This window comes from Sphingobium sp. JAI105 (genome assembly GCF_015752145.1).
Taxonomy (GTDB): domain Bacteria; phylum Pseudomonadota; class Alphaproteobacteria; order Sphingomonadales; family Sphingomonadaceae; genus Sphingobium; species Sphingobium xenophagum.
This window is the reverse complement of record NZ_JADOUC010000001.1, coordinates 2,200,518-2,219,531: the sequence shown is the minus strand read 5'-3', so window position 1 is coordinate 2,219,531 and position 19,014 is coordinate 2,200,518. Positions and strand designations below refer to the sequence as shown.

Sequence of the window (19,014 nt, the reverse complement as noted above, 5' to 3'; positions counted from 1 at the left end):
CAGTAATCCCATCGCATGAACAAAGCCGCCGATCTTGCCGAAGAAATGCGTGACGACGGCACAGTGATCCGACTTTCCGGATCGCTGGCCGTTGCCTGCCTGCATGACCTGCCCGGTCGGCTGGATGCGGTGCAGGGCCCTGTCAGCGCGATCGACCTGTCGGAGGTCGACCATATCGACACGATCGGCGCATGGACCGTGCATCGCACGGCCAGGCGGCTGAGCGCCCCGATCACCGGCGGGCGCGACGATACGATGCGGCTGATCGACGCGGTCGGGGCGCTGGATGAACCTGTATCGATCCGGCCCGATCATGTCCCGGCGATCCGCCGCGTCGTCGGCCAGATCGGCGAGGCGGTCAGCATGGCGGGATCGACCATGCTGGGCCTGCTGGGCTTTTTCGGCGGCACGCTGGTCGCGACCTGGAACATCATCCGCCACCCCAGCCGGTTCCGCGTCAATGCCGTGGTCCAGCGGTTCGAGGTTGTCGGCGTGTCGGCGCTGGGCATTATCGGCCTGATGAGTTTCCTGATCGGCATCGTCATCGCGCAGCAGGGATCGGTGCAGTTGCGCCAGTTCGGCATGGAGATGCTGACGATCAATCTGGTCGGTCGGCTGACCTTCCGCGAACTGGGCGTGCTGATGACCGCGATCATGGTCGCGGGCCGGTCCGGATCCGCGTTCGCCGCGCAACTTGGCACGATGAAGCTGACCGAGGAAGTCGATGCGATGCGCACGATCGGCGTATCGCCGATGGAGGCGCTGGTGCTGCCGCGCACGCTGGCGGTCGTCGTCATGATGCCGCTGCTGGGCTTTTACGCATCGATCATGGCGGTCATCGGCGGCGGTTTCCTCTGCGCCATCGCGCTCGACATACCCCCGATCACCTTTGTCCAGCGCCTGCGCGAAGTCGTGCCGATCACCGACCTGTGGGTGGGACTGATCAAGGCCCCGGTATTCGGCCTGATCATCGCCATTTCCGGCTGTTTTCAGGGGATGCAGGTCAAGGGCAATGCGGAGGAAGTGGGGCTGCGCACCACGGCTGCGGTCGTGCAGGCCATTTTCCTGGTCATCGTCCTCGACGCGATATTCGCCGTGTTCTTTACCTGGGTGGGGTGGAACTGATGGCCGAGCATGACGACATCGTCGCCGAGGAAGAGCGGATCGAAACCGTGATGGAGCAAAGCGACATCGCGATTTCGGTGCGCGGCATCCGCAACAGTTTTGGCGATCAGGTGGTGCATGACGGGCTGGACCTGGACGTGCGCAAGGGCGAGATCATGGGCGTTGTCGGCGGGTCCGGCACCGGCAAATCGGTGCTGATGCGGGCAATCATCGGCCTGCAGACCCCGGACGAAGGGGAAATCCACGTCTTTGGCGAATCGATGATCGGCCGTTCCGACGACGAGGCGCTGGCGATCCGCAAGCGTTGGGGCGTGCTGTTTCAGGGCGGCGCGCTGTTTTCCACACTGACCGTCGCGGAAAATGTCGAAGTGCCGATCCGCGAATATTATCCCAATATCGGCGCGGAACTGCGCGACGAAATCGCCGCCTACAAGATCCGGATGACTGGTCTCCCTGCCGAGGCTGGTCCCAAATATCCGTCGGAACTGTCGGGCGGGATGAAGAAGCGGGCGGGGCTGGCGCGCGCGCTGGCGCTGGACCCGGACCTGTTGTTTCTGGACGAGCCGACGGCCGGGCTGGACCCGATCGGCGCGGCTGCGTTCGACGAACAGACCCGCCAGTTGCAACAGACGCTGGGGTTGACGGTGTTCCTGATCACCCATGACCTTGATACGCTCTATTCGATCTGCGACCGGGTCGCCGTTCTGGCCGACAAGAAGGTGATTGCCGTCGGCACGATCAACGAATTGCTGGCCACCGATCATCCGTGGATTCAGGAATATTTCAACGGCCCGCGCGGCCGCGCCGCGACGGCGGCGGTTACCCGTCAACATGACCGCGAACAGGATAGGGTGGCCCAGACGTCGCCCGATGGAAGGCAATAGGATATGGAAACCCGGTCCAACCATGTGCTTGTGGGCACGGTCACGCTGCTGCTGCTGGCGGCGATCATCGGTGCCGCCTTCTGGTTTTCGCGCCTGTCCGATGGCGAGAATAAGGAATATGACATCTTCTTCAAACAGTCGGTCAACGGCCTGGCGAAGGGATCGAGCGTCAATTATTCGGGCGTGCCGTCCGGCCAGGTCGAAAAGATCGAGCTGTGGAAGCGCGATCCCGGATTTGTGAAGGTTCGCATTTCGGTGAAGGACGGCACACCTGTCCTGCAAGGCACGACCGCGACGATCGCGGGTGTGGGCTTTACCGGCGTCAGCGAAATCGTGCTGGATGGCGCGGTCAAGGGCGCGCCGCCGATCATTTGCCCGGCCAACAATCCGTTGACGGTTTGCCCCGATGGCGTGCCGGTCATCCCGACCAAGCCGGGCGCGCTGGGCGAATTGCTCAATAATGCGCCGCAACTGCTGGAACGCCTGTCGACCCTGACCGAGCGGCTGACCGAATTGCTGAACGACAAGAATCAGCAGTCGATCGCCGGCATCCTGGCCAATGTCGAGCGTATTTCGAGTTCGCTGGCGGATCGCAGCCCCGAAATCTCCGCCACGCTGGCTGAAGCGCGCATCGCGGTGCAGCGCACCGGGGTTGCGGCCGAACAGATTGGCAAGCTGGCCGCGACGACCGATTCGCTGCTGACCGACGAGGGCAAGCCGCTGATGGCCGACCTGCGCAAGAGCGTTCAGTCGGCGACGCGCAGCATCGACACGCTGGATAAGACAATTGCCGAAGCCCAGCCGGGCGTGCGCGCCTTCAGCAACCAGACCATGCCGGAGGTCAACCAGCTGGTCCGCGACCTGCGCGAAATGTCGCGCGCCTTCCGCGGCGTGGCCGAAAAGCTGGATCAGCAAGGCGCTGGTTCGCTGGTAGGATCGCCCAAATTGCCGGATTACAAGCCATGATGAGAGGGACAAGGCGTATGTTCAACCGCCAAACGCGCAGCGCCACGGTTGCGCTCACCGCAGCCTTCCTGTTGGCTGGCTGCGTCTCCTTCGGGGCCAAGCCGCCAGAACAATTGCTGGCGCTGAGCGCCACGCAGAGCGTCGCGCCGGGACGCCTACTGACTGGCGCGCAGGGACCAAGCCTGACCGTGGCCGATCCCGAAGCGCCCAAGACGCTCGATACGGTGCGGGTGCCGGTGAAGCTGTCGCCCACCTCGATCGCCTATGTGACCAAGGTGCAATGGGCCGACACGCCCCGCCATCTGTTCCAGAAACTGCTGGCGGAGACGATTTCCGCGACCAGCAACCGCATCGTGCTGGACCCAGGCCAATATACGGGCGACGCTGGCCAGCGGCTGATGGGCGAACTGGTCGCTTTTGGCCTGGATGCGCCGGGCAACAGCGCGGTCGTGACCTATGACGCGATATTGACCAAGGGCAGCGGCACCGTGATCGCGCGGCAGCGCTTTACCGCCACCGTGCCGGTCGGCGCCAAGATCGAGGCAGGCACGATCGGCGTGCCGCTCAACGCAGCGGCGAACAAGGTCGCGGCCGATGTCGCGGCCTGGCTGGCAACGCAGCCGGGTTAAAGTTGGGTAGACGCACGCCAACTTCCGTTCGTTTCGAGCGAAGTCGAGAAACTGCGTACTAACGTTTCTCGACTTCGCTCGAAACGAACGGATTGATGTGAAGGCGTCGCACCCTAAGCCCGCTCCAGCGCTTCATTCACCTCGCCGCCTGCCGCTTCGAGCAGGCGGCGCTCAAGCGTTTGCAACCGCGCCTTGCTCTCGATCTTGCCGCCGAGCAGGTCGGTGACATAGAATGTGTCGACCGCGCGTTCGCCATAGGTGGCGACATGGGCGCTATGGACGGTTACCTTCGACTGGAACAGCGCATTGGCCAGGCTGAACAGCAGGGCTGGCCGGTCGGCAGCGTTGATTTCCACCACGGTGAAGCGGTTCGACGCCTTGTTGTCGATCAGCACGTTGGGGACGATGCGGAACGCTTCGGCGCGGGTTCGGGTCAACGGGCGCGCCGACAATTTGGTGATCATCCGGTGGCGATTGGACAGCGAATCCTCGATCGCGTTGCGGATGCGGGTCAGTTGGTCGGGATCGTGAAAGGCACCGCCAAACGGATCCTGCACCAGAAAATTGTCGATCGCCACGCCGTCGCGTGTCGTATGGATGCGCGCGTCGATGATGTTGCCGCCCGCCAGGTGGATGGCGCCCGCGATGCGATAGAACAGCCCCGGATGGTCGGTCGCATAGACCGTCACCAGCGTCGCGCCGCGCTGCGGATAATAATGGGCGGCGATCGACAGGGGCGCATCGGCAGACGCCATGATGTGCTGCGCATTGTGGATCAGAATATCCTCTGGCTCGGCGATCCAGTAGGATTCGGGCAGCCGACGACGCAGCCGTTCAAATTCCGCATCAGGCAGACCCAACGCCTGCCGCGTCGCTTCCTGCTTGGCTGCGACCCGCTCGCTGCGCCCCTTCTGCTTGTGACCCAGCCGCAGCAATTCTTCGGCGGCCTCGTACAGGTCGCCCAGCAACTGCCGTTTCCAGCTGTTCCACACCCCCGGCCCGACCGCGCGAATATCCACCACGGTCAGGCAGAGCAGCAGGCGCAGCCGCTCCGGGCTTTGCACGACATCGACGAAATCCAGGATCGTCTTGTAATCGGCCAGATCGCGCTTGAAGGCGGTGGCCGACATCAGCAGATGATAGCGCACCAGCCAGGCGACCGTTTCCGTCTCCGCCGGGGTCAGGCCCAGCCGCGGGCACAGTTGCTTGGCGACGTCCGCGCCCAGGATACTATGGTCCCCGCCCCGTCCCTTCGCAATGTCATGCAGCAGCACCGCGACGTACAGGACGCGGCGCGACAGCAGCTTGCCCATCAGTTCGCTCGCCAGCGGATGATCGCCGGGCAGGTCGCCCTTTTCGATCCGGGCCAGCAGGCCAACGGCGCGGATCGTATGTTCGTCCACCGTATAATGGTGATACATATCGAACTGCATCTGCGCCACGACGCGGCGGAAATCGGGAATGAAGCGTCCGAAAACGGTCGATTCGTTCATCCAGCGCAACACGGTTTCGGGATCTCGCGGGGATGTGAGCACATCCATGAAGGCCGCATTGGCGCGCGGATCCTTGCGCACCTTGGCGTTGATCAGTCCGGCGTCGCGGCTGGCCGCGCGGATTGCGCCGGGGTGGATGGCCAGGCCATGGCGGTCGGCGACGGCGAAGATTTCCAGGAGCCGGACCGGATCGACCTGAAAGAAATCATCGCTGGGCAGCGACAGCCGACCGCGTTCCAGGACGAAGCCGTCCAGCTTTTTGGGTCGGCGAAACAGGGCGGGGATGTAGCGCCGCCCCCTGGCCCCCAACTGATCGTCCAGATGGGCCAGGAACATGGCCGTCAGATCGCCCACAATCTTGGCGTTCAGGAAATAATAGCGCATGAAGCGCTCCACCCCCGACCGGCCATGCCGCCCGGTAAAACGCATCCGCGTCGCGGTTTCCAGCTGGAGGTCGAAGGTCAGCCGATCCTCCGCCCGGCCGGTGATGGTGTGCAGGTGGCAACGCACCGCCCACAGAAAATCCTCCGCCTTCTGAAACTGGCGCAGTTCCAGCTGGGTCAGCAGCCCGACATCGACCAGTTCGGCCACCGAGCGCACCCGGTTCACATATTTGCCGATCCAGAACAATGTGTGCAGGTCGCGCAGGCCGCCCTTGCCCTCCTTCACATTGGGTTCAACGACATAGCGGCTGTCGCCCATCCTTTTGTGGCGCTCGTCACGCTCCGCCAGCTTGTCGGTGACAAAGGCGCGGGCAGTGCCCTGCATCACTTCCGCGTCGAAGCGGGTTGATGTTTCCTCGTACAGCGCCCGGTCGCCCCAGACATAGCGCGCCTCCAGCAGGGCAGTGCGGACCGTGAGGTCGGCCTTGGCCATCCGCATCGTCTCGTCAATCGAGCGGCTGGAGTGCCCGACTTTCAGACCAAGATCCCAGAGCGAGTAGAGCATGGATTCGATGACCTGCTCGGTCCAGCCGGTCGGTTTCCATGGGGTAATGAAGCCGATGTCGACGTCGCTATGCGGCGCCATTTCGCCCCGGCCATAGCCACCAACCGCGATCAGGGCGATCCGTTCGCCCGTGCTGCGATTGCCCGACGGGTAGAGATGATGCGTCGTCGCGTCATAGAGCAGGCGCAAAATCTGGTCGATCAGGAAGGCAAAGGCCGTCACCGACTCCCGCCCACGCGTGGGCTTGGCATGCAGCCGCCGGGCGATTTCGGCGCGGCCGTCGTCCAGCGCTGCCTTCAATTCCTTGACGATCACGCCGCGCAGCAGCATCGGATCGCTCCGGTGCAGTTGCGCCTGTGCGGTAATATTGTCGGAAATCGCACGCCGATCGATGATCGCGCGGCGCGATCCCAGCGCGGGAAATTGCATGACCATGATGGCTATCTAGTCTTGCTCGCTGGTCGCGGCCAGTTGTTTCAGCCGATATATGTGATCGAGCGCTTCGCGCGGCGACAATGCGTCGGCATCAATGCCATCAAGCGCGGCGCGCAGCGGATCGACCAGCGGTTCGGGCTGGGCGGCGACGGCGGCGAACAGCGGCAGGTCGTCCAGTCCCGCCGCGATGCCGCCCGTCCTGGCCTTGCCCGCTTCCAGCCGGGCCAGCACGTCCTTGGCGCGTTTGAGGACCGCGGCCGGCAGGCCCGCCAGCCGCGCGACGGCCAGGCCATAGCTGCGATCGGCCGGCCCGTCGGCCAGTTCATGCAGCAGCACCAGTTGGCCCTTCCACTCGCGCGCACGCACATGATGGAGCGAGAGCGAGGACAGGCTTTCCGCCAGCCGGGTCAGTTCATGATAATGGGTGGCAAACAGGCAGCGGCAGCGATTGACCTCATGCACCGCCTCCACCACCGCCCATGCGAGCGCAAGCCCGTCATAGGTGGATGTGCCGCGCCCGACCTCGTCCAGAATGACGAAGCTGTCGGCGGTCGCCTGCGCCAGGATCGCGGCGGTCTCCACCATCTCGACCATGAAAGTGGAGCGGCCCCGCGCCAGATTGTCGGACGCGCCGACCCGGCTGAACAGCCGGTCGACCAGACTGAGCGTCGCGGCCTGCGCCGGGACATAGGCGCCCGCCTGCGCCAATATGACGATCAGCGCATTTTGCCGCAGGAAAGTGGATTTGCCGCCCATATTGGGGCCAGTGACCAGCCATAGCCGGTCGTCCTGCACCAGACGGCAATCATTGGCGACAAAGGGTTGCCCTTCGCGCCGCAGCGCGTCCTCCACCACCGGATGCCGGCCGCCGACAATGTCCAGGCATGGCCCGGCTCCGTCCGCCACCACGAAATGGGGCCGCTGCCAGCCGCCCTCCGCCGCCCGTTCGGCGAGCGCTGCGGCGACATCCAGCCGGGCCAGGGCCTGGGCGGCGCGCGCAATGTCCGCCTTGCGATCCAGAACGGCGGCGATCAGGTCTTCCAGATGGGCCGCTTCGGCGACCAGCGCATGCCCCCCCGCCTGCGCGACGCGCCCGGCTTCCTCATGCAGATCGACCGAGTTGAAGCGCACGACGCCCGCCAGTGTCTGGCGGTGGGTAAAGCCGCTGTCGGGTTGCATCAGCGTGTCGGCGGCGCGGGCGGGAACTTCGACATGATAGCCCAGCACGCCATTATGGCGGATCTTGAGGGCGGAGATGCCGGTTTGTGCGCGATATTTCGCCTCCAGCGCAGCGATCGCCCGGCGGCCATCGCCCGCCATGCGGCGCAATTCGTCCAGCGCCGGGTCATAGCCATCAGCAATATAGCCGCCACTCGCCGTTTCGGTCGGCGGAGCAGGCACCAGCGCGCGCGCCAGATTGTCGACCAGCGCGCCATGGCCATCGAGCGCGGGCAGCAGGCGGGCGAGCAGCAGCGGCTGGTCGGGCAGACGCCCCAGCCGCTCCCGCAACAGGCGCGCTTCGCCAAGTCCGTCGCGCAACTGGCCAAGGTCGCGCGGGCTGCCCCGGCCCACCGCGACCCGGCCCAGCGCCCGGCCAATGTCCGGCAGTGCGCGCAAAGCGCCACGCAACTGGTCGCGCAGTCCCGCATCGTCATGGAACAATTGCACCAGTCCCAGCCGCGCGTCGATCAGGCCCATATCCATGAGCGGCGCGGACAGATCCTGCGCCAACAGCCGCGCCCCCGCCCCCGTCACGGTGCGATCGACCGCGCCCAGCAGGCTGCCCGCCCGCGCGCCATTCATCGTCGCGACAATTTCCAGGCTCTCGCGCGTCGCCGCATCGATGGCGACATGGCCACCGCTCGTCTGGCGCAGGGGTGGCGCAAGGAAGGGCAATGTCCCCTTGCCCGCATGGTCGAGATAGCCGATCAACCCGCCCATCGCCGCCAGTTCGGCGCGGCTGAACTGCCCGAACCCGTCCAGCGTCGCGACCCCGAACAGCCGTTTGAGCGCGGTTTCGGCGCGGCTGCTGAAAAAGGCGGCGCGATCAAACATATGCGCGTCGGCTATGTCGAGCGTCGCCCCTTCCGCCACCACCGTCTCACTGGGGCGCAGGCGGGCGAGTTCGGCGGGCAGATCGGCGGGCCGGCATGTCATCGTTTCGAACCGGCCAGTCGAGATGTCGGCGGCGGCCAGGCCGACCTCGCCCTCTCCGCCCACCTGCGCCAGCGCGACAAGCATGTTGTCGCGACGGGAATCGAGCAATGTTTCCTCGGTCAGCGTGCCCGCCGTCACATAGCGGACGATGTCCCGCGCCACGAGCGTCTTGCCGCCGCGCGCCTTGGCCTGCGCCGGCGTTTCGGTCTGTTCGGCGATGGCGACCCGGTGGCCCGCCTTGATCAACCGGGCCAGATAGCCTTCCGCGCTGTGCACCGGCACGCCGCACATCGGGATCGGCACGCCGCCATGTTCGCCCCGACTGGTCAGCGCAATGTCGAGCGTCGCGGCCGCTGCCTTCGCATCGTCGAAGAATAGTTCGAAGAAATCCCCCATGCGGTAGAAGAGCAGGCAGTCATTCGCCTGAGCCTTGAGCGCCAGATATTGCGCCATCATGGGCGTGGGGGCGGGCTGGATCGCGATGTCGTTCGGGGCGCTGGGCATGAAGCCCGGATAGCGCCAAGCTGCACAGCAGGAAAGAAGCCTTCTCGCACTTGCCCACAAGGCGCGCTTGCCGCTAGGGCCGACGGAACGGACAGCAAAGGGCGGATGAGTGATGACCGACAAGTCGAGTGTGGAATTTTCCGAGCGCGAGGCGCTGTTTTTCCATTCGACCGGACGCCCCGGCAAGATCGAGATCATCGCGTCCAAACCCATGGCGACCCAGCGCGACCTGTCGCTGGCCTATTCCCCCGGCGTTGCGGTGCCCGTGCTGGCCATCGCGGCGGACCCCGCCACCGCCTATGATTATACCGCCAAGGGCAATCTGGTCGCCGTCATCACCAACGGCACGGCGATTCTGGGCCTTGGCAACCTCGGCGCGCTCGCATCCAAGCCGGTGATGGAGGGCAAGGCGGTGCTCTTCAAGCGCTTTGCCGACGTGGACAGCATCGACATTGAGCTCAAGACCGAGGATGTCGACCGCTTCATCGAGGCGGTGGAACTGATGGAACCGACATTCGGCGGCATCAACCTTGAGGATATCAAGGCGCCCGAATGTTTCATCATCGAACAGGCGCTCAAGGAGCGGATGAACATTCCGGTATTTCATGACGACCAGCATGGCACCGCGATCATCGCGGCCGCAGGCGTCATCAACGCCGCGATGCTGACCGGGCGTGAATTGAAAGACCTGAAAGTCGTGGTCAATGGCGCGGGCGCGGCATCGATCGCCTGCACCGAACTGATCAAGGCGCTGGGCGTGGCGGGTGACAATGTCATCATGTGCGACAGCAAGGGCGTGATCTACCAGGGTCGCACCGAAGGCATGAACCAGTGGAAATCGGCCCATGCAGTCAGGACCGACGCGCGCACGCTGAAGGAAGCGATGAAGGGCGCGGACGTATTCCTTGGTCTGTCGGTCAAGGGCGCGGTGACGCCGGACATGGTCAAGGATATGGGCGAAAAGCCGATCATCTTTGCGATGGCCAATCCCGACCCGGAAATCACCCCGCCCGATGCGAAGGCGGTGCGCCCCGAAGCGATCGTGGCGACGGGCCGGTCGGACTATCCCAACCAGGTCAACAATGTCATCGGCTTCCCGTTCATCTTCCGCGGCGCGCTGGACGTGCGGGCGACGACGATCAACGAAGCGATGAAGGTCGCCGCCGCCCATGCCATCGCCGAACTGGCACGCGAACAGGTGCCGGAGGAAGTGGCCAAGGCCTATGGCCGTTCGCACAGTTTCGGACCCGACTATATCATCCCCGCCCCGTTCGACCCGCGCCTGATGGAAGTGGTGCCCTCTGCCGTCGCGCAGGCGGCGATGGACAGCGGCGTGGCGCAAAAGCCGATCGCCGACATGGCCGCCTATCGCCAGTCTTTGAAGGGCCGGCTGAACCCGACCACATCGGTCCTGACCACGGCCTATGAAGTGGCCAAGGCCAATCCCAAGCGCGTCGTCTTTGCCGAAGCGGAGGAGGAAGTGGTGTTGCGCGCGGCGATCCAGTTCCGCGACCTGGGCTATGGCATCCCGGTGCTGGTCGGTCGCGGCGATGTGCTCGACAAGCTCAAGGCGCTGGGCGTGCGCGATCCCGACAGTTTCGAACTGCACAACAGCGTCAATTCGCCGCTGGTCCCGCAAATGGTCGACCTGCTCTACGCGCGCCTGCAACGGCGCGGCTATCTGCGCCGCGATTGTGAGCGGATGGTGAACCGCGATCGCAATATTTTCGGCACATTGCTAGTCAGGATGGGCGTGGCCGATGCGATGATCACCGGCATGACCCGCCCCTATGCGCAGACATTGCGGGAGGTGAAGCGGGTGATGGACCCGGCGGCAGGACGCACCCCGTTCGGTATTCATGTCATGGTGGCCAAGGACAAGACCGTGTTCCTGGCCGACACCACCGTCAACGAGCGCCCGACGGCAAACGAACTGGCCGATATAGCAGAAGGCACTGTCGCCGTGGCCCGCCGCATGGGCCATGACCCGCGCGTCGCCTTCCTCTCCTACTCCAATTTCGGCAACCCGCCCGGCGCGTTTCTGGAAAATGTGCGCGGCGCGGTGAAATTGCTCGACGAACGCGGCGTCGATTTCGAATATGAAGGCGAAATGACCGCCGATGTGGCGCTCAACCCGGCGGTCATGAAAAGCTATCCGTTCAGCCGCCTGTCCGGCCCCGCCAATGTGCTGGTGATGCCCGGCCTGCAATCGGCCAATATCTCGGCCAAGCTGCTGCGCGAACTGGGCGGCACGTCGATGATCGGCCCGGTGCTGGTGGGCATGGAAAAATCGGTACAGATTGCGACGATGGCGTCCAACGCATCGGAACTGCTGACGCTGGCAGTGCTGGCGGCGGGCGGGATCGCGCTTTGATCGACATAAAATCGCACCCCATCCTGTGGCAGCAAGGAAACATGATGGGGTGCAGGGGAGAGTCCGCATGAATGACGTGATCAGTTTCGACAGCGCAACCTTCCGCCGGGTGCTGGGCCATTATCCCACCGGCGTATGCGTCGTCACCGCCGTAGAGGCGGACGGCGCGCCCGTCGGCATGGTGGTCGGCTCCTTCACCTCGGTCTCGCTTGATCCGCCGCTGGTCGCCTTCTTCCCCGCCAAAACATCGCAAAGCTGGCCACGCCTGGCTGCGGTCGGCAAATTCTGCGTTAATGTGCTGGCCAGTGACCAGCAGGCGCTGTGCCGCCAGTTGTCCGGGCGCGGCGAGGACAAGTTTGCCGGCGTCTCGCACCGTGTATCGGCCAATGGATCACCGATATTGGACAATGTCGTCGCCTGGATCGACTGCACGCTGGACGCGGTCCACGAGGCAGGGGACCATTATATCGTGCTGGGCAAGGTCATCGCGCTGGAAGTCGACCGGCCTGAAAGCCCCTTGCTGTTCTTTCAGGGCAATTACGGGGAATTTTCGCTGCTCGCGTGACGGGGTGGTCATTGTCGCAGCGTAGGATAGGGATGGCGGCGGATTGACGGCCCGATGCTATCTTTCCAATATGTGGACCAGAGGACATATTGGGGACATATCACCGGTCCTTAACTCCTGATCCCTATTGCTGTCCAATTGCCTCCCCACGACCGGATCGCCCATGACCGCGCTGCTCATCACCGTCGATACGGAACTGTCCGCCTCGCTCCAGCAGCGCGGCGTCGACCTGGATGACAATATCCGCCGTTCGATCTGGGCCGAAGCGCAGGGGCAGGCGCATGGCATAGGCTGGCAGATGGACATGCTCGACCGCCATGGCCTGAAAGGCGTGTTCTTCCTCGATCCCCTGCCCGCGCTGGTCCACGGCGCCGATTTCCTGACCCCGATCGTCACCGCGATCGTGGAGCGCGGCCATGAAGTGCAGATGCACATCCACACCGAATGGCTCGCCTGGGCGAAGGAATCGCCGATCGGTGGACGACAGGGCCGCAATATCGGCGATTTCACGCTGGCGGACCAGATCGTCCTGCTGGGCCTGGCCAGGCAGCTGCTGGAACAGGCCGGGGCGCCCGCCATCACCGCCTTTCGCGCGGGTAATTTCGGGGCCAATGACGACACGCTGCGCGCCCTTGCGGCAATCGGCCTGTCCTGGGACAGCAGCGTCAATCCTGCCTATCTGGGCCATGACTGCCATATCGATGCCGATCCGGGCGAGATAGGCGCAAGCCGGCTGCACGGTATCAGAGAATTGCCGGTATCGGGCATATCCGACCGGCCCGGCCGCTTTCGTCCGGCGCAAATCTGCGCCATGTCCGCCGCCGAAATGCGCGCGGGGCTGCGCCATGCTGCGCAGGAAGGCCATGATGCCTTCGTCATTGTCACCCATAGTTTCGAAATGCTGTCCCGCGACCGGCAACGCCCCAATGGCGCGGTCAAGGCTCGGTTCGTCGCGCTATGCCGGGAGGCGGCCCGCCTGCCGCAGATCCGTGGCGCAGGCTTCCACGACCTGCCCGACGATTTGGCCGATCGCGCTGGCCGCAGCCTGACCCGCGTGCCGCCCAGTCGTCTGCGCACCGGGTTGCGGATCGCCCAGCAGGCCTGGTCGACATGGCGCTACGAACATCGGCTGGTGCCTGCGTGACAGCCCTGCCCGGCGCCATCGTCCTGGGTCTGGAAAACGCCATCGGCCTGACGGTCGTGCGTGAACTGGGCGAGCATGGCGTGCCCGTGCACGGCGTCGCGAGCGATGCGGACAGCGTGGGTGCGGCCTCTCGCCATTGCACCCGGTCGCACTTGCGCCCCGACGGCCCCGCCGCGCTCTGGCTGCCGGACCTGATCGCCCGCACCGGCGCGGGCGCGGTGTTGGCCGTGTCCGAATCGGACCTTCTGGAACTGGCAGAGCTGCCACCCACGATCGGCGATTGCCACATATTGGTGCCCCGACCCGACCGGCTGGCCAAGGTCATCGACAAATTCCGTACGCTGGACATTGCCGAAAAGGCTGGCCTGCGCGTGCCGCAGACCTGGCAACCGCAGATCGGCGAGGATTTTGCCGCCGGTGTCGCGACGATGCATTATCCGCTGGTCGCCAAATGGGCCAATCCGCCCGCGATCATGCCAATCTTGGAGCAGGCCGGGCTCGAATGGCTCAAGACCGAATATGTCCACACGCCGCAAGAGCTGGTCGCACTGCTGGACCGCTACGCGCCTGTAGGCCTTTGGCCGTTGATCCAGCAATATTGCCGGGGCGTCGGCCTGGGGCAGATGCTCTACATGGAACAGGGACAGGCGACGCTGCGCTTCCAGCATCGCCGCCTGCACGAATGGCCCCCCGAAGGAGGCGTATCGACGCTGTGCCGGGCCGAACCGGCGAACCTGCATGGCGATCAGATGGCGCTGTCCGAACAATTGTTGCGCGCGCTCGACTGGGACGGGCAGGCGATGGTCGAATATCGCTATGAGCCGGACAGCGGACGCTATTGGCTGATGGAGGTCAATGGCCGTTTCTGGGGCAGCCTGCCGCTGGCCCGCCATTGTGGCGCGCATTTCGCCTGGGAAGCCTATCGCCGTACCGTGCTGGGCCAGCGTGACCCGGCGCCACCGCCGCGCGATGATCTGCGCGCGCGCTATATGGTGCCGGAAACCAAGCGTCTCATACGCCTGTGGATCACGCCGGGACGCATCAGCGATCCGTTCTTCAAACGGCGGCCAGTCAGGGATCTGATCGGCTATGTGCTGGGCTTTTTCGACCCGGCAACCCGCTATTATGTGCTGACGTTGTCCGATCCCCGCCCCTGGATGCGGGATATGGCGCAGATGTTCAGGAAAGCCGTGCGCGGGGGAAAGCGCTGACCAGCCCCTCGACCGCCCGCTCGATTCGGGCGAGGCAGGTCGCCATATATGGGTCGTCCAACCCATAGGGATCGTGCAGATGCGGCAGCACCGGCACCGTCCACCGCCCAAGCAATGTCCGCGGTAGATGGTTGAGGCGCGGATCGGTGGCCAGCCGGTGCAATTGCCGCACCTCCATCGCCAGCAGCAGGTCGCCCGCCCGCGGCACATAATCCGCCATGTCGACCGCACGATGCTGCGCCAGATCATGACCCAAGGCGCGGGCGGCGGCGATGGCGGGATCATGCGCGGCCCGCCCCGTGGTGGTCGACAGCCCGAAAGACGCGGACCGCAGCCCCACCCTGCGCGCCACGACATCGGCAAAGGCGCTGCGGCAGATATTGCCCTGACACACGAACACCAGCCGCCGCACCTGCGCGGGATCAGCCGGGCGACTTGCGGACAAGCCCAGCGCCAGTTGCGGATAGGACAGGATCAGGCGGACCAGGCCGCGCAAAGTGCCGAAACGGGCGCGGATCATCGGTTCAGTCCGAAAAAGGGTGGCGGAGACGGAGGGATTCGAACCCTCGGTAAGGAGTTATCCCTACGACGGTTTAGCAAACCGTTGGTTTCAGCCACTCACCCACGTCTCCAAACATGGCCTGAACGCCCGCATGGGGCGGGGCTGCGGCTAGGCGACGTGTCCTATAGCGACGGCTTTGGCGCATGGCAACGGTCCTGTTCGGGGATTTTTTGCGCTAATGTAATGCTTGTAAATCGTTCCGGCCCGGAATCGACTCAGGTGGACGTTCGTTCATTGTCGTTTCAGGTTGAAAGCCGATAGTCTGGGGGATGGTTAAGATGGAAGTTTGCGGGGAGCATCGGGCATGATCGGGATTATGGGACGGAAGGGCGCCCGCCTGGCACGCGCAGGCGCGCTGGTCGTGGCGCTGGCGGGGCTGGCGCTCAGCCCGGTGGCGTCTGCCCAGGTGCGCACCATCGATCCCAACACCGCGATCGACGCCGATCTCGCGCCGCCGCCACCCGCGCGCCCTGCCCCTACAGAACCCGGCGTCGATCCCAGCGTCTATAATGACAGCCCGGCCAACAGCGCCGTCACGTCCGGCACCACAGCAACCGGCGCACCCGTTACGGAATCATCCCCGCCTGCCGCCATCGCGCCCAGCGATTCCTATCAGCAGGACGATCTGATCGGCGCGGCGGAAGGCGTGTTCGGCAAGGGCGCGGAAGGGCTGGCGGGCCTCATCGAAAAAATATTGAAGGATCAGGGTCGCCCGAACGCCTATATCGCCGGGCGTGAGGCGTCAGGTGCCTTCGTTGTCGGCCTGCGCTATGGGTCCGGCACGCTCAATCACAAGGTTGAGGGCAAGCGCGAAGTCTATTGGACAGGGCCATCGATCGGCTTCGATGTCGGCGGCAACGCGGCCAACACCTTCGTGCTGGTCTACAATCTCTACGACACGCAGGATCTCTATCACCGCTTCCCGGCGGCCGAAGGCACCGCCTATTTGGTCGGCGGCTTCACCGCCAGCTATCTGCGCTGGGGCAATGTCGTGCTGATCCCGATCCGTCTTGGCGTCGGCTATCGGCTGGGCGTCAACGCCGGTTACATGAAGTTCAGCGAAAAGCGGACCTGGCTGCCATTTTAAGGGGCGATCAACGGCGTGCGGACTGACGGCTGCGGCTTACAGCCCCAGCGCCAGTTGATCGCCCTGCCCAGCCTCCTCCTCCACTTCCAGATTATGCACCCCCAGTCCCAACAACCGCGCGCCCATGCGCAGCGGTAGCTGGGCCAGCAGCAAGTCCCGCGCCGCCTGCGCCAGCAAGTCGGGGGAGCGCACCGGCGTAGCAAAGCTGCGCGAGCGGGTGATGATACGGAAGTCGGCGAATTTGATCTTGAGCGTCACCGTCCGGCCCCAGGCCTGCGCCTTTTCGATCCGGCCCCACAGACTGGCGGCGATTCGCTCTATCTCCGCCACCAGCCGATCCCGATCGGTCAGGTCGTCAAAAAATGTGTCCTCGACACTCACTGACTTGCGCTGCTCGCGTTCGCGCACTGGCCGGTCGTCCTGCCCGCGGGCGGCCCGGTAATAATATTGGGCGGCGTTGCCGAAATGCGCCTGAAGGAAGGGCAGGTCGCGCGCGCGCAGGTCTGCCCCCGTCTCGATCCCCAGCGCGTGCATCCGCGCCGCCGTCACTGGACCCACGCCATGAATGCGCCGCACCGGCATGGCGGCGATAAAGGCCGGGCCTTCGCTTGGCCGCACGACACATAGGCCGTCGGGCTTGTTCTGGTCCGACGCCAGCTTGGCGATCAGCTTGTTATAGGACACGCCGGCCGAGGCGGTGAGCCCGGTTTCTGCGCGAATCAGCGCGCGAATCTCCGCCGCTACCTGCGTCGCCGACGCGATACCCGGCTTGTTCACGGTGACGTCCAGATAGGCTTCGTCGAGCGATAGCGGCTGGATCATGTCGGTAAAGCGCGCGAAGATCGCCCGGATCTGCCCGGACACCGCGCGATAGGCGTCGAATCGCGGAGGCACGAAGATGAGGTCGGGGCAGAGCCGTCGCGCCCGTGCGCCCGGCATGGCGGACTTCACCCCGAACGCCCGTGCCTCATAGCTGGCCGTGGCGACCACCCCGCGCGGGCCACCCCCGCCAACCGCGATCGGCTGACCACGCAGCGCGGGATTGTCCCTCTGTTCCACCGACGCATAAAAAGCGTCCATGTCGATATGGATGATCTTGCGCGGCGATGGCGGCGGGGCGTCCATGGCCCGATCTTATGCCATGACAGGAACGAAAGGGAAACAGCGTAGCCGCGACCGCGGCTTATTCCTTGCCCTTAAGTGCCAGCAAAGCGGCAAAGGGACCGGCCTGATCCTCCTGCAACACGCCTGCTTCGCGCAAAATGGCGTCGGCATCGGGCGCGCGGGGATAGGGCGCCATCGCCAGCGCCACTGTCTCGGCGACGGCTTCGCCCATGTCGATGCTGTTGCCGCTATAGCCGATCGTGTCGCAATCTTCGGCATCCAGCTCCATTTCGGCCCCTTCGAGGAGTTCCTCATCGTCAGGGACGAAGCGGAGCAGGAAATCTGTGTCGATAGTTTCTGCCACCGGCTGGCCAGTCGCGACACAGGCCTGCGCCAGGCTGGCCCGCACCCGACCGCGTGCGAAGATGCTGCCATTCTCCTCACTGATTCGATAGTCCGCCTCCAGCGCATCGAGCGCCAGCAGGCCGAACCGGCGCATCAGCGCTTCCCGCTCGGCCGCGTCGGCGACGATGCTGGTGCTGCCGCTGATATGGCCGATCTGGTCCAGCCGGACGGGGCGCGAAAATTCGGGCGTCGGCAGCGCGCTCATCCCAGGTCCCCCGCCAGCATCGCATCGCGGGTCAGGCAGCCCAGCCGCGTCCAGCGTTCTCGCAACGCGCCTTCGACATGGGCGAGCGCGGCGTCGCTCACCGGCGCGCCGCGATAGAGGTTGCGGCGCAGCGCGTCGGCCATGTCGGCTTCCCCGGCCAGCGCGGCACGATAGGCGCTGATCCGGCCGCCCAGCGCGCCCACCATCCGGCCGATATGCTTTCCGACTACGACATCGCCTATGCCTTCCTGACGCAACTGACCGTCCATGTCATCGACGAACAATTCGGTCAGCCAGACGCTTTCCTGCGTTGCCCCCTGCTGCTCCAGCCGCATCAGCACCTGCGCCAGGACCGCGACGATCATGTCGAATCGTCCGTCCAGCGTGTCGGGCACCGCGCCGTCGATATACCAGTGCGGCTGCCGCCCCTGCGCGACGATGACGTTGTAGAGCGGCAGCAATCCATCCTTGGGATCGGTGCGGCCAAACAGGCGCTGGAGGAAGGAAGGGGAGGCTGTGGACATGGGGACTATGCTTTTTTAAGATGGATCGTTCGACGGAGCACCGTCTTGCCAAGTGTCGCCCCTTGCCGGGAGCGACGCATTTCCATATTGATCGAGCCGCTGCCCAATGCAATGGCGGCGTCATGTTTATTGGGTTCGCGGGAGCGTTCCGCCAGGAGAAGTCCATGCGTCAGTTCAGCCGTCATTCCACACGCGGGCGTGTCCTGTTGGCTCTTGGCCTGGGCGCGCTGGTGCTGGGAGCATCGGGCTGCACCCGCATCCGCACCCATCAGGGCTATCAGGTCGACAAGCTGCTGGTCGATTCGGTCCAGCCGGGCATCGACAATCGCGCATCGGTGGAAGGCACGCTGGGTCGTCCCAGCTTCGTCTCGCAATTTGGCGAGCAGGACTGGTATTATGTGTCGCGCGACATGCGCGCGCTGGCCTTCTCCAACCCCAAGCCCGTCGCCCAGACGGTGCTGCGCGTCCATTTCGACGCGGCGGGCAATGTCGCAGCGGTGGATCGCATGGGGCTGGAACAGGTCGCCCATATTTCGCCCATGGGCGACAAGACGCCGACGCTGGGCCGCAATCGCAGCCTGTTTGACGAGATATTCGGCAATATCGGTGCAGTCGGCGCTGGCGGCATGGGCGGCAATGCCGGCGGCAGCGGTCCGGGCGGCGGCCCGAACGGCAGCTAAGCCCGCCTGCCC

Annotated in this window: 17 protein-coding genes and 1 tRNA gene; 10 read left to right on the top strand and 8 right to left on the bottom strand. The window is 64.8% G+C overall.

The window, feature by feature from the left end; translation table 11 throughout:
• The first annotated feature begins 15 nt into the window (after positions 1 to 15).
• Genes IWY39_RS10610 through IWY39_RS10595 form a run of 4 tightly spaced genes read left to right on the top strand, consistent with a single transcriptional unit; the run spans position 16 to position 3,604 of the window.
• On the top strand, positions 16 to 1,125 hold the full coding sequence (locus IWY39_RS10610) for an MlaE family ABC transporter permease (protein WP_019053159.1): 1,110 nt from the start codon (positions 16 to 18) through the stop codon (positions 1,123 to 1,125).
• The gene (locus IWY39_RS10605; protein ID WP_107124975.1) at positions 1,125 to 2,009 is read left to right on the top strand and encodes an ABC transporter ATP-binding protein; all 885 of its coding nucleotides are present in this window, start codon (positions 1,125 to 1,127) and stop codon (positions 2,007 to 2,009) included. Before IWY39_RS10610 ends, IWY39_RS10605 begins: the two co-directional genes overlap by 1 nt.
• Positions 2,010 to 2,012: 3 nt before the next feature.
• Positions 2,013 to 2,975 (top strand): MlaD family protein, encoded by a 963-nt coding sequence (locus IWY39_RS10600; RefSeq protein ID WP_017183220.1) that lies wholly within the window; start codon positions 2,013 to 2,015, stop codon positions 2,973 to 2,975.
• 17 nt (positions 2,976 to 2,992) lie between these two features.
• Positions 2,993 to 3,604: an ABC-type transport auxiliary lipoprotein family protein gene (locus tag IWY39_RS10595; RefSeq protein WP_107124974.1), complete on the top strand. Its 612-nt coding sequence runs from the start codon at positions 2,993 to 2,995 to the stop codon at positions 3,602 to 3,604.
• A 113-nt stretch (positions 3,605 to 3,717) separates the two neighbouring features.
• On the opposite strand, the gene IWY39_RS10590 is transcribed toward IWY39_RS10595, so the two are convergent.
• Together IWY39_RS10590 and mutS are read right to left on the bottom strand one after the other, a co-directional pair.
• Complete coding sequence (locus IWY39_RS10590) at positions 3,718 to 6,480, bottom strand: [protein-PII] uridylyltransferase (RefSeq protein ID WP_107124973.1); 2,763 nt, start codon at positions 6,478 to 6,480, stop codon at positions 3,718 to 3,720.
• 9 nt (positions 6,481 to 6,489) lie between these two features.
• Positions 6,490 to 9,141, bottom strand: coding sequence for a DNA mismatch repair protein MutS (mutS, locus tag IWY39_RS10585; RefSeq protein ID WP_107124972.1), 2,652 nt, complete (start codon positions 9,139 to 9,141; stop codon positions 6,490 to 6,492).
• A gap of 112 nt (positions 9,142 to 9,253) precedes the next feature.
• On the opposite strand from mutS, the gene IWY39_RS10580 reads away from it, so the two are divergent.
• From IWY39_RS10580 to IWY39_RS10565, 4 genes are all read left to right on the top strand, one after another.
• Positions 9,254 to 11,515, top strand: coding sequence for an NADP-dependent malic enzyme (locus IWY39_RS10580; RefSeq protein WP_107124971.1), 2,262 nt, complete (start codon positions 9,254 to 9,256; stop codon positions 11,513 to 11,515).
• A 67-nt stretch (positions 11,516 to 11,582) separates the two neighbouring features.
• Positions 11,583 to 12,080: a flavin reductase family protein gene (locus tag IWY39_RS10575; protein ID WP_017183215.1), complete on the top strand. Its 498-nt coding sequence runs from the start codon at positions 11,583 to 11,585 to the stop codon at positions 12,078 to 12,080.
• A gap of 163 nt (positions 12,081 to 12,243) precedes the next feature.
• The gene (locus tag IWY39_RS10570; protein WP_107124970.1) at positions 12,244 to 13,224 is read left to right on the top strand and encodes a polysaccharide deacetylase family protein; all 981 of its coding nucleotides are present in this window, start codon (positions 12,244 to 12,246) and stop codon (positions 13,222 to 13,224) included.
• Positions 13,221 to 14,435 (top strand): carboxylate--amine ligase, encoded by a 1,215-nt coding sequence (locus IWY39_RS10565; RefSeq protein WP_107124969.1) that lies wholly within the window; start codon positions 13,221 to 13,223, stop codon positions 14,433 to 14,435. Before IWY39_RS10570 ends, IWY39_RS10565 begins: the two co-directional genes overlap by 4 nt.
• Here the strand turns inward: IWY39_RS10565 and IWY39_RS10560 are convergent.
• Complete coding sequence (locus tag IWY39_RS10560) at positions 14,404 to 14,955, bottom strand: arsenate reductase/protein-tyrosine-phosphatase family protein (RefSeq protein WP_107124968.1); 552 nt, start codon at positions 14,953 to 14,955, stop codon at positions 14,404 to 14,406. The genes IWY39_RS10565 and IWY39_RS10560 overlap by 32 nt on opposite strands.
• A gap of 20 nt (positions 14,956 to 14,975) precedes the next feature.
• Positions 14,976 to 15,067, bottom strand: a tRNA-Ser gene (locus IWY39_RS10555).
• Positions 15,068 to 15,301: 234 nt separating this feature from the next.
• On the opposite strand from IWY39_RS10555, the gene IWY39_RS10550 reads away from it, so the two are divergent.
• Positions 15,302 to 16,084: a DUF1134 domain-containing protein gene (locus tag IWY39_RS10550; protein WP_017183211.1), complete on the top strand. Its 783-nt coding sequence runs from the start codon at positions 15,302 to 15,304 to the stop codon at positions 16,082 to 16,084.
• Positions 16,085 to 16,120: 36 nt separating this feature from the next.
• Here the strand turns inward: IWY39_RS10550 and dinB are convergent, their stop codons facing one another.
• From dinB to IWY39_RS10530, 4 genes are read right to left on the bottom strand one after another with little or no spacing between them, the layout of a single operon-like run.
• On the bottom strand, positions 16,121 to 17,209 hold the full coding sequence (gene dinB, locus IWY39_RS10545; RefSeq protein WP_107124966.1) for a DNA polymerase IV: 1,089 nt from the start codon (positions 17,207 to 17,209) through the stop codon (positions 16,121 to 16,123).
• Between the two features lie 58 nt (positions 17,210 to 17,267).
• Positions 17,268 to 17,798: a DUF177 domain-containing protein gene (locus IWY39_RS10540; RefSeq protein WP_107124965.1), complete on the bottom strand. Its 531-nt coding sequence runs from the start codon at positions 17,796 to 17,798 to the stop codon at positions 17,268 to 17,270.
• Positions 17,795 to 18,322, bottom strand: a complete 528-nt coding sequence (locus IWY39_RS10535) for a ubiquinol-cytochrome C chaperone family protein (protein ID WP_107124964.1) — start codon at positions 18,320 to 18,322, stop codon at positions 17,795 to 17,797. Before IWY39_RS10535 ends, IWY39_RS10540 begins: the two co-directional genes overlap by 4 nt.
• Positions 18,323 to 18,327: 5 nt before the next feature.
• Positions 18,328 to 18,507 (bottom strand): hypothetical protein, encoded by a 180-nt coding sequence (locus IWY39_RS10530; RefSeq protein ID WP_167383138.1) that lies wholly within the window; start codon positions 18,505 to 18,507, stop codon positions 18,328 to 18,330.
• Between IWY39_RS10530 and IWY39_RS10525 the strand changes: the two genes are divergently transcribed.
• Complete coding sequence (locus IWY39_RS10525; protein ID WP_026002401.1) at positions 18,487 to 19,002, top strand: outer membrane protein assembly factor BamE; 516 nt, start codon at positions 18,487 to 18,489, stop codon at positions 19,000 to 19,002. The two genes, IWY39_RS10530 and IWY39_RS10525, sit on opposite strands and share 21 nt — an antisense overlap.
• Positions 19,003 to 19,014 lie beyond the last annotated feature (12 nt).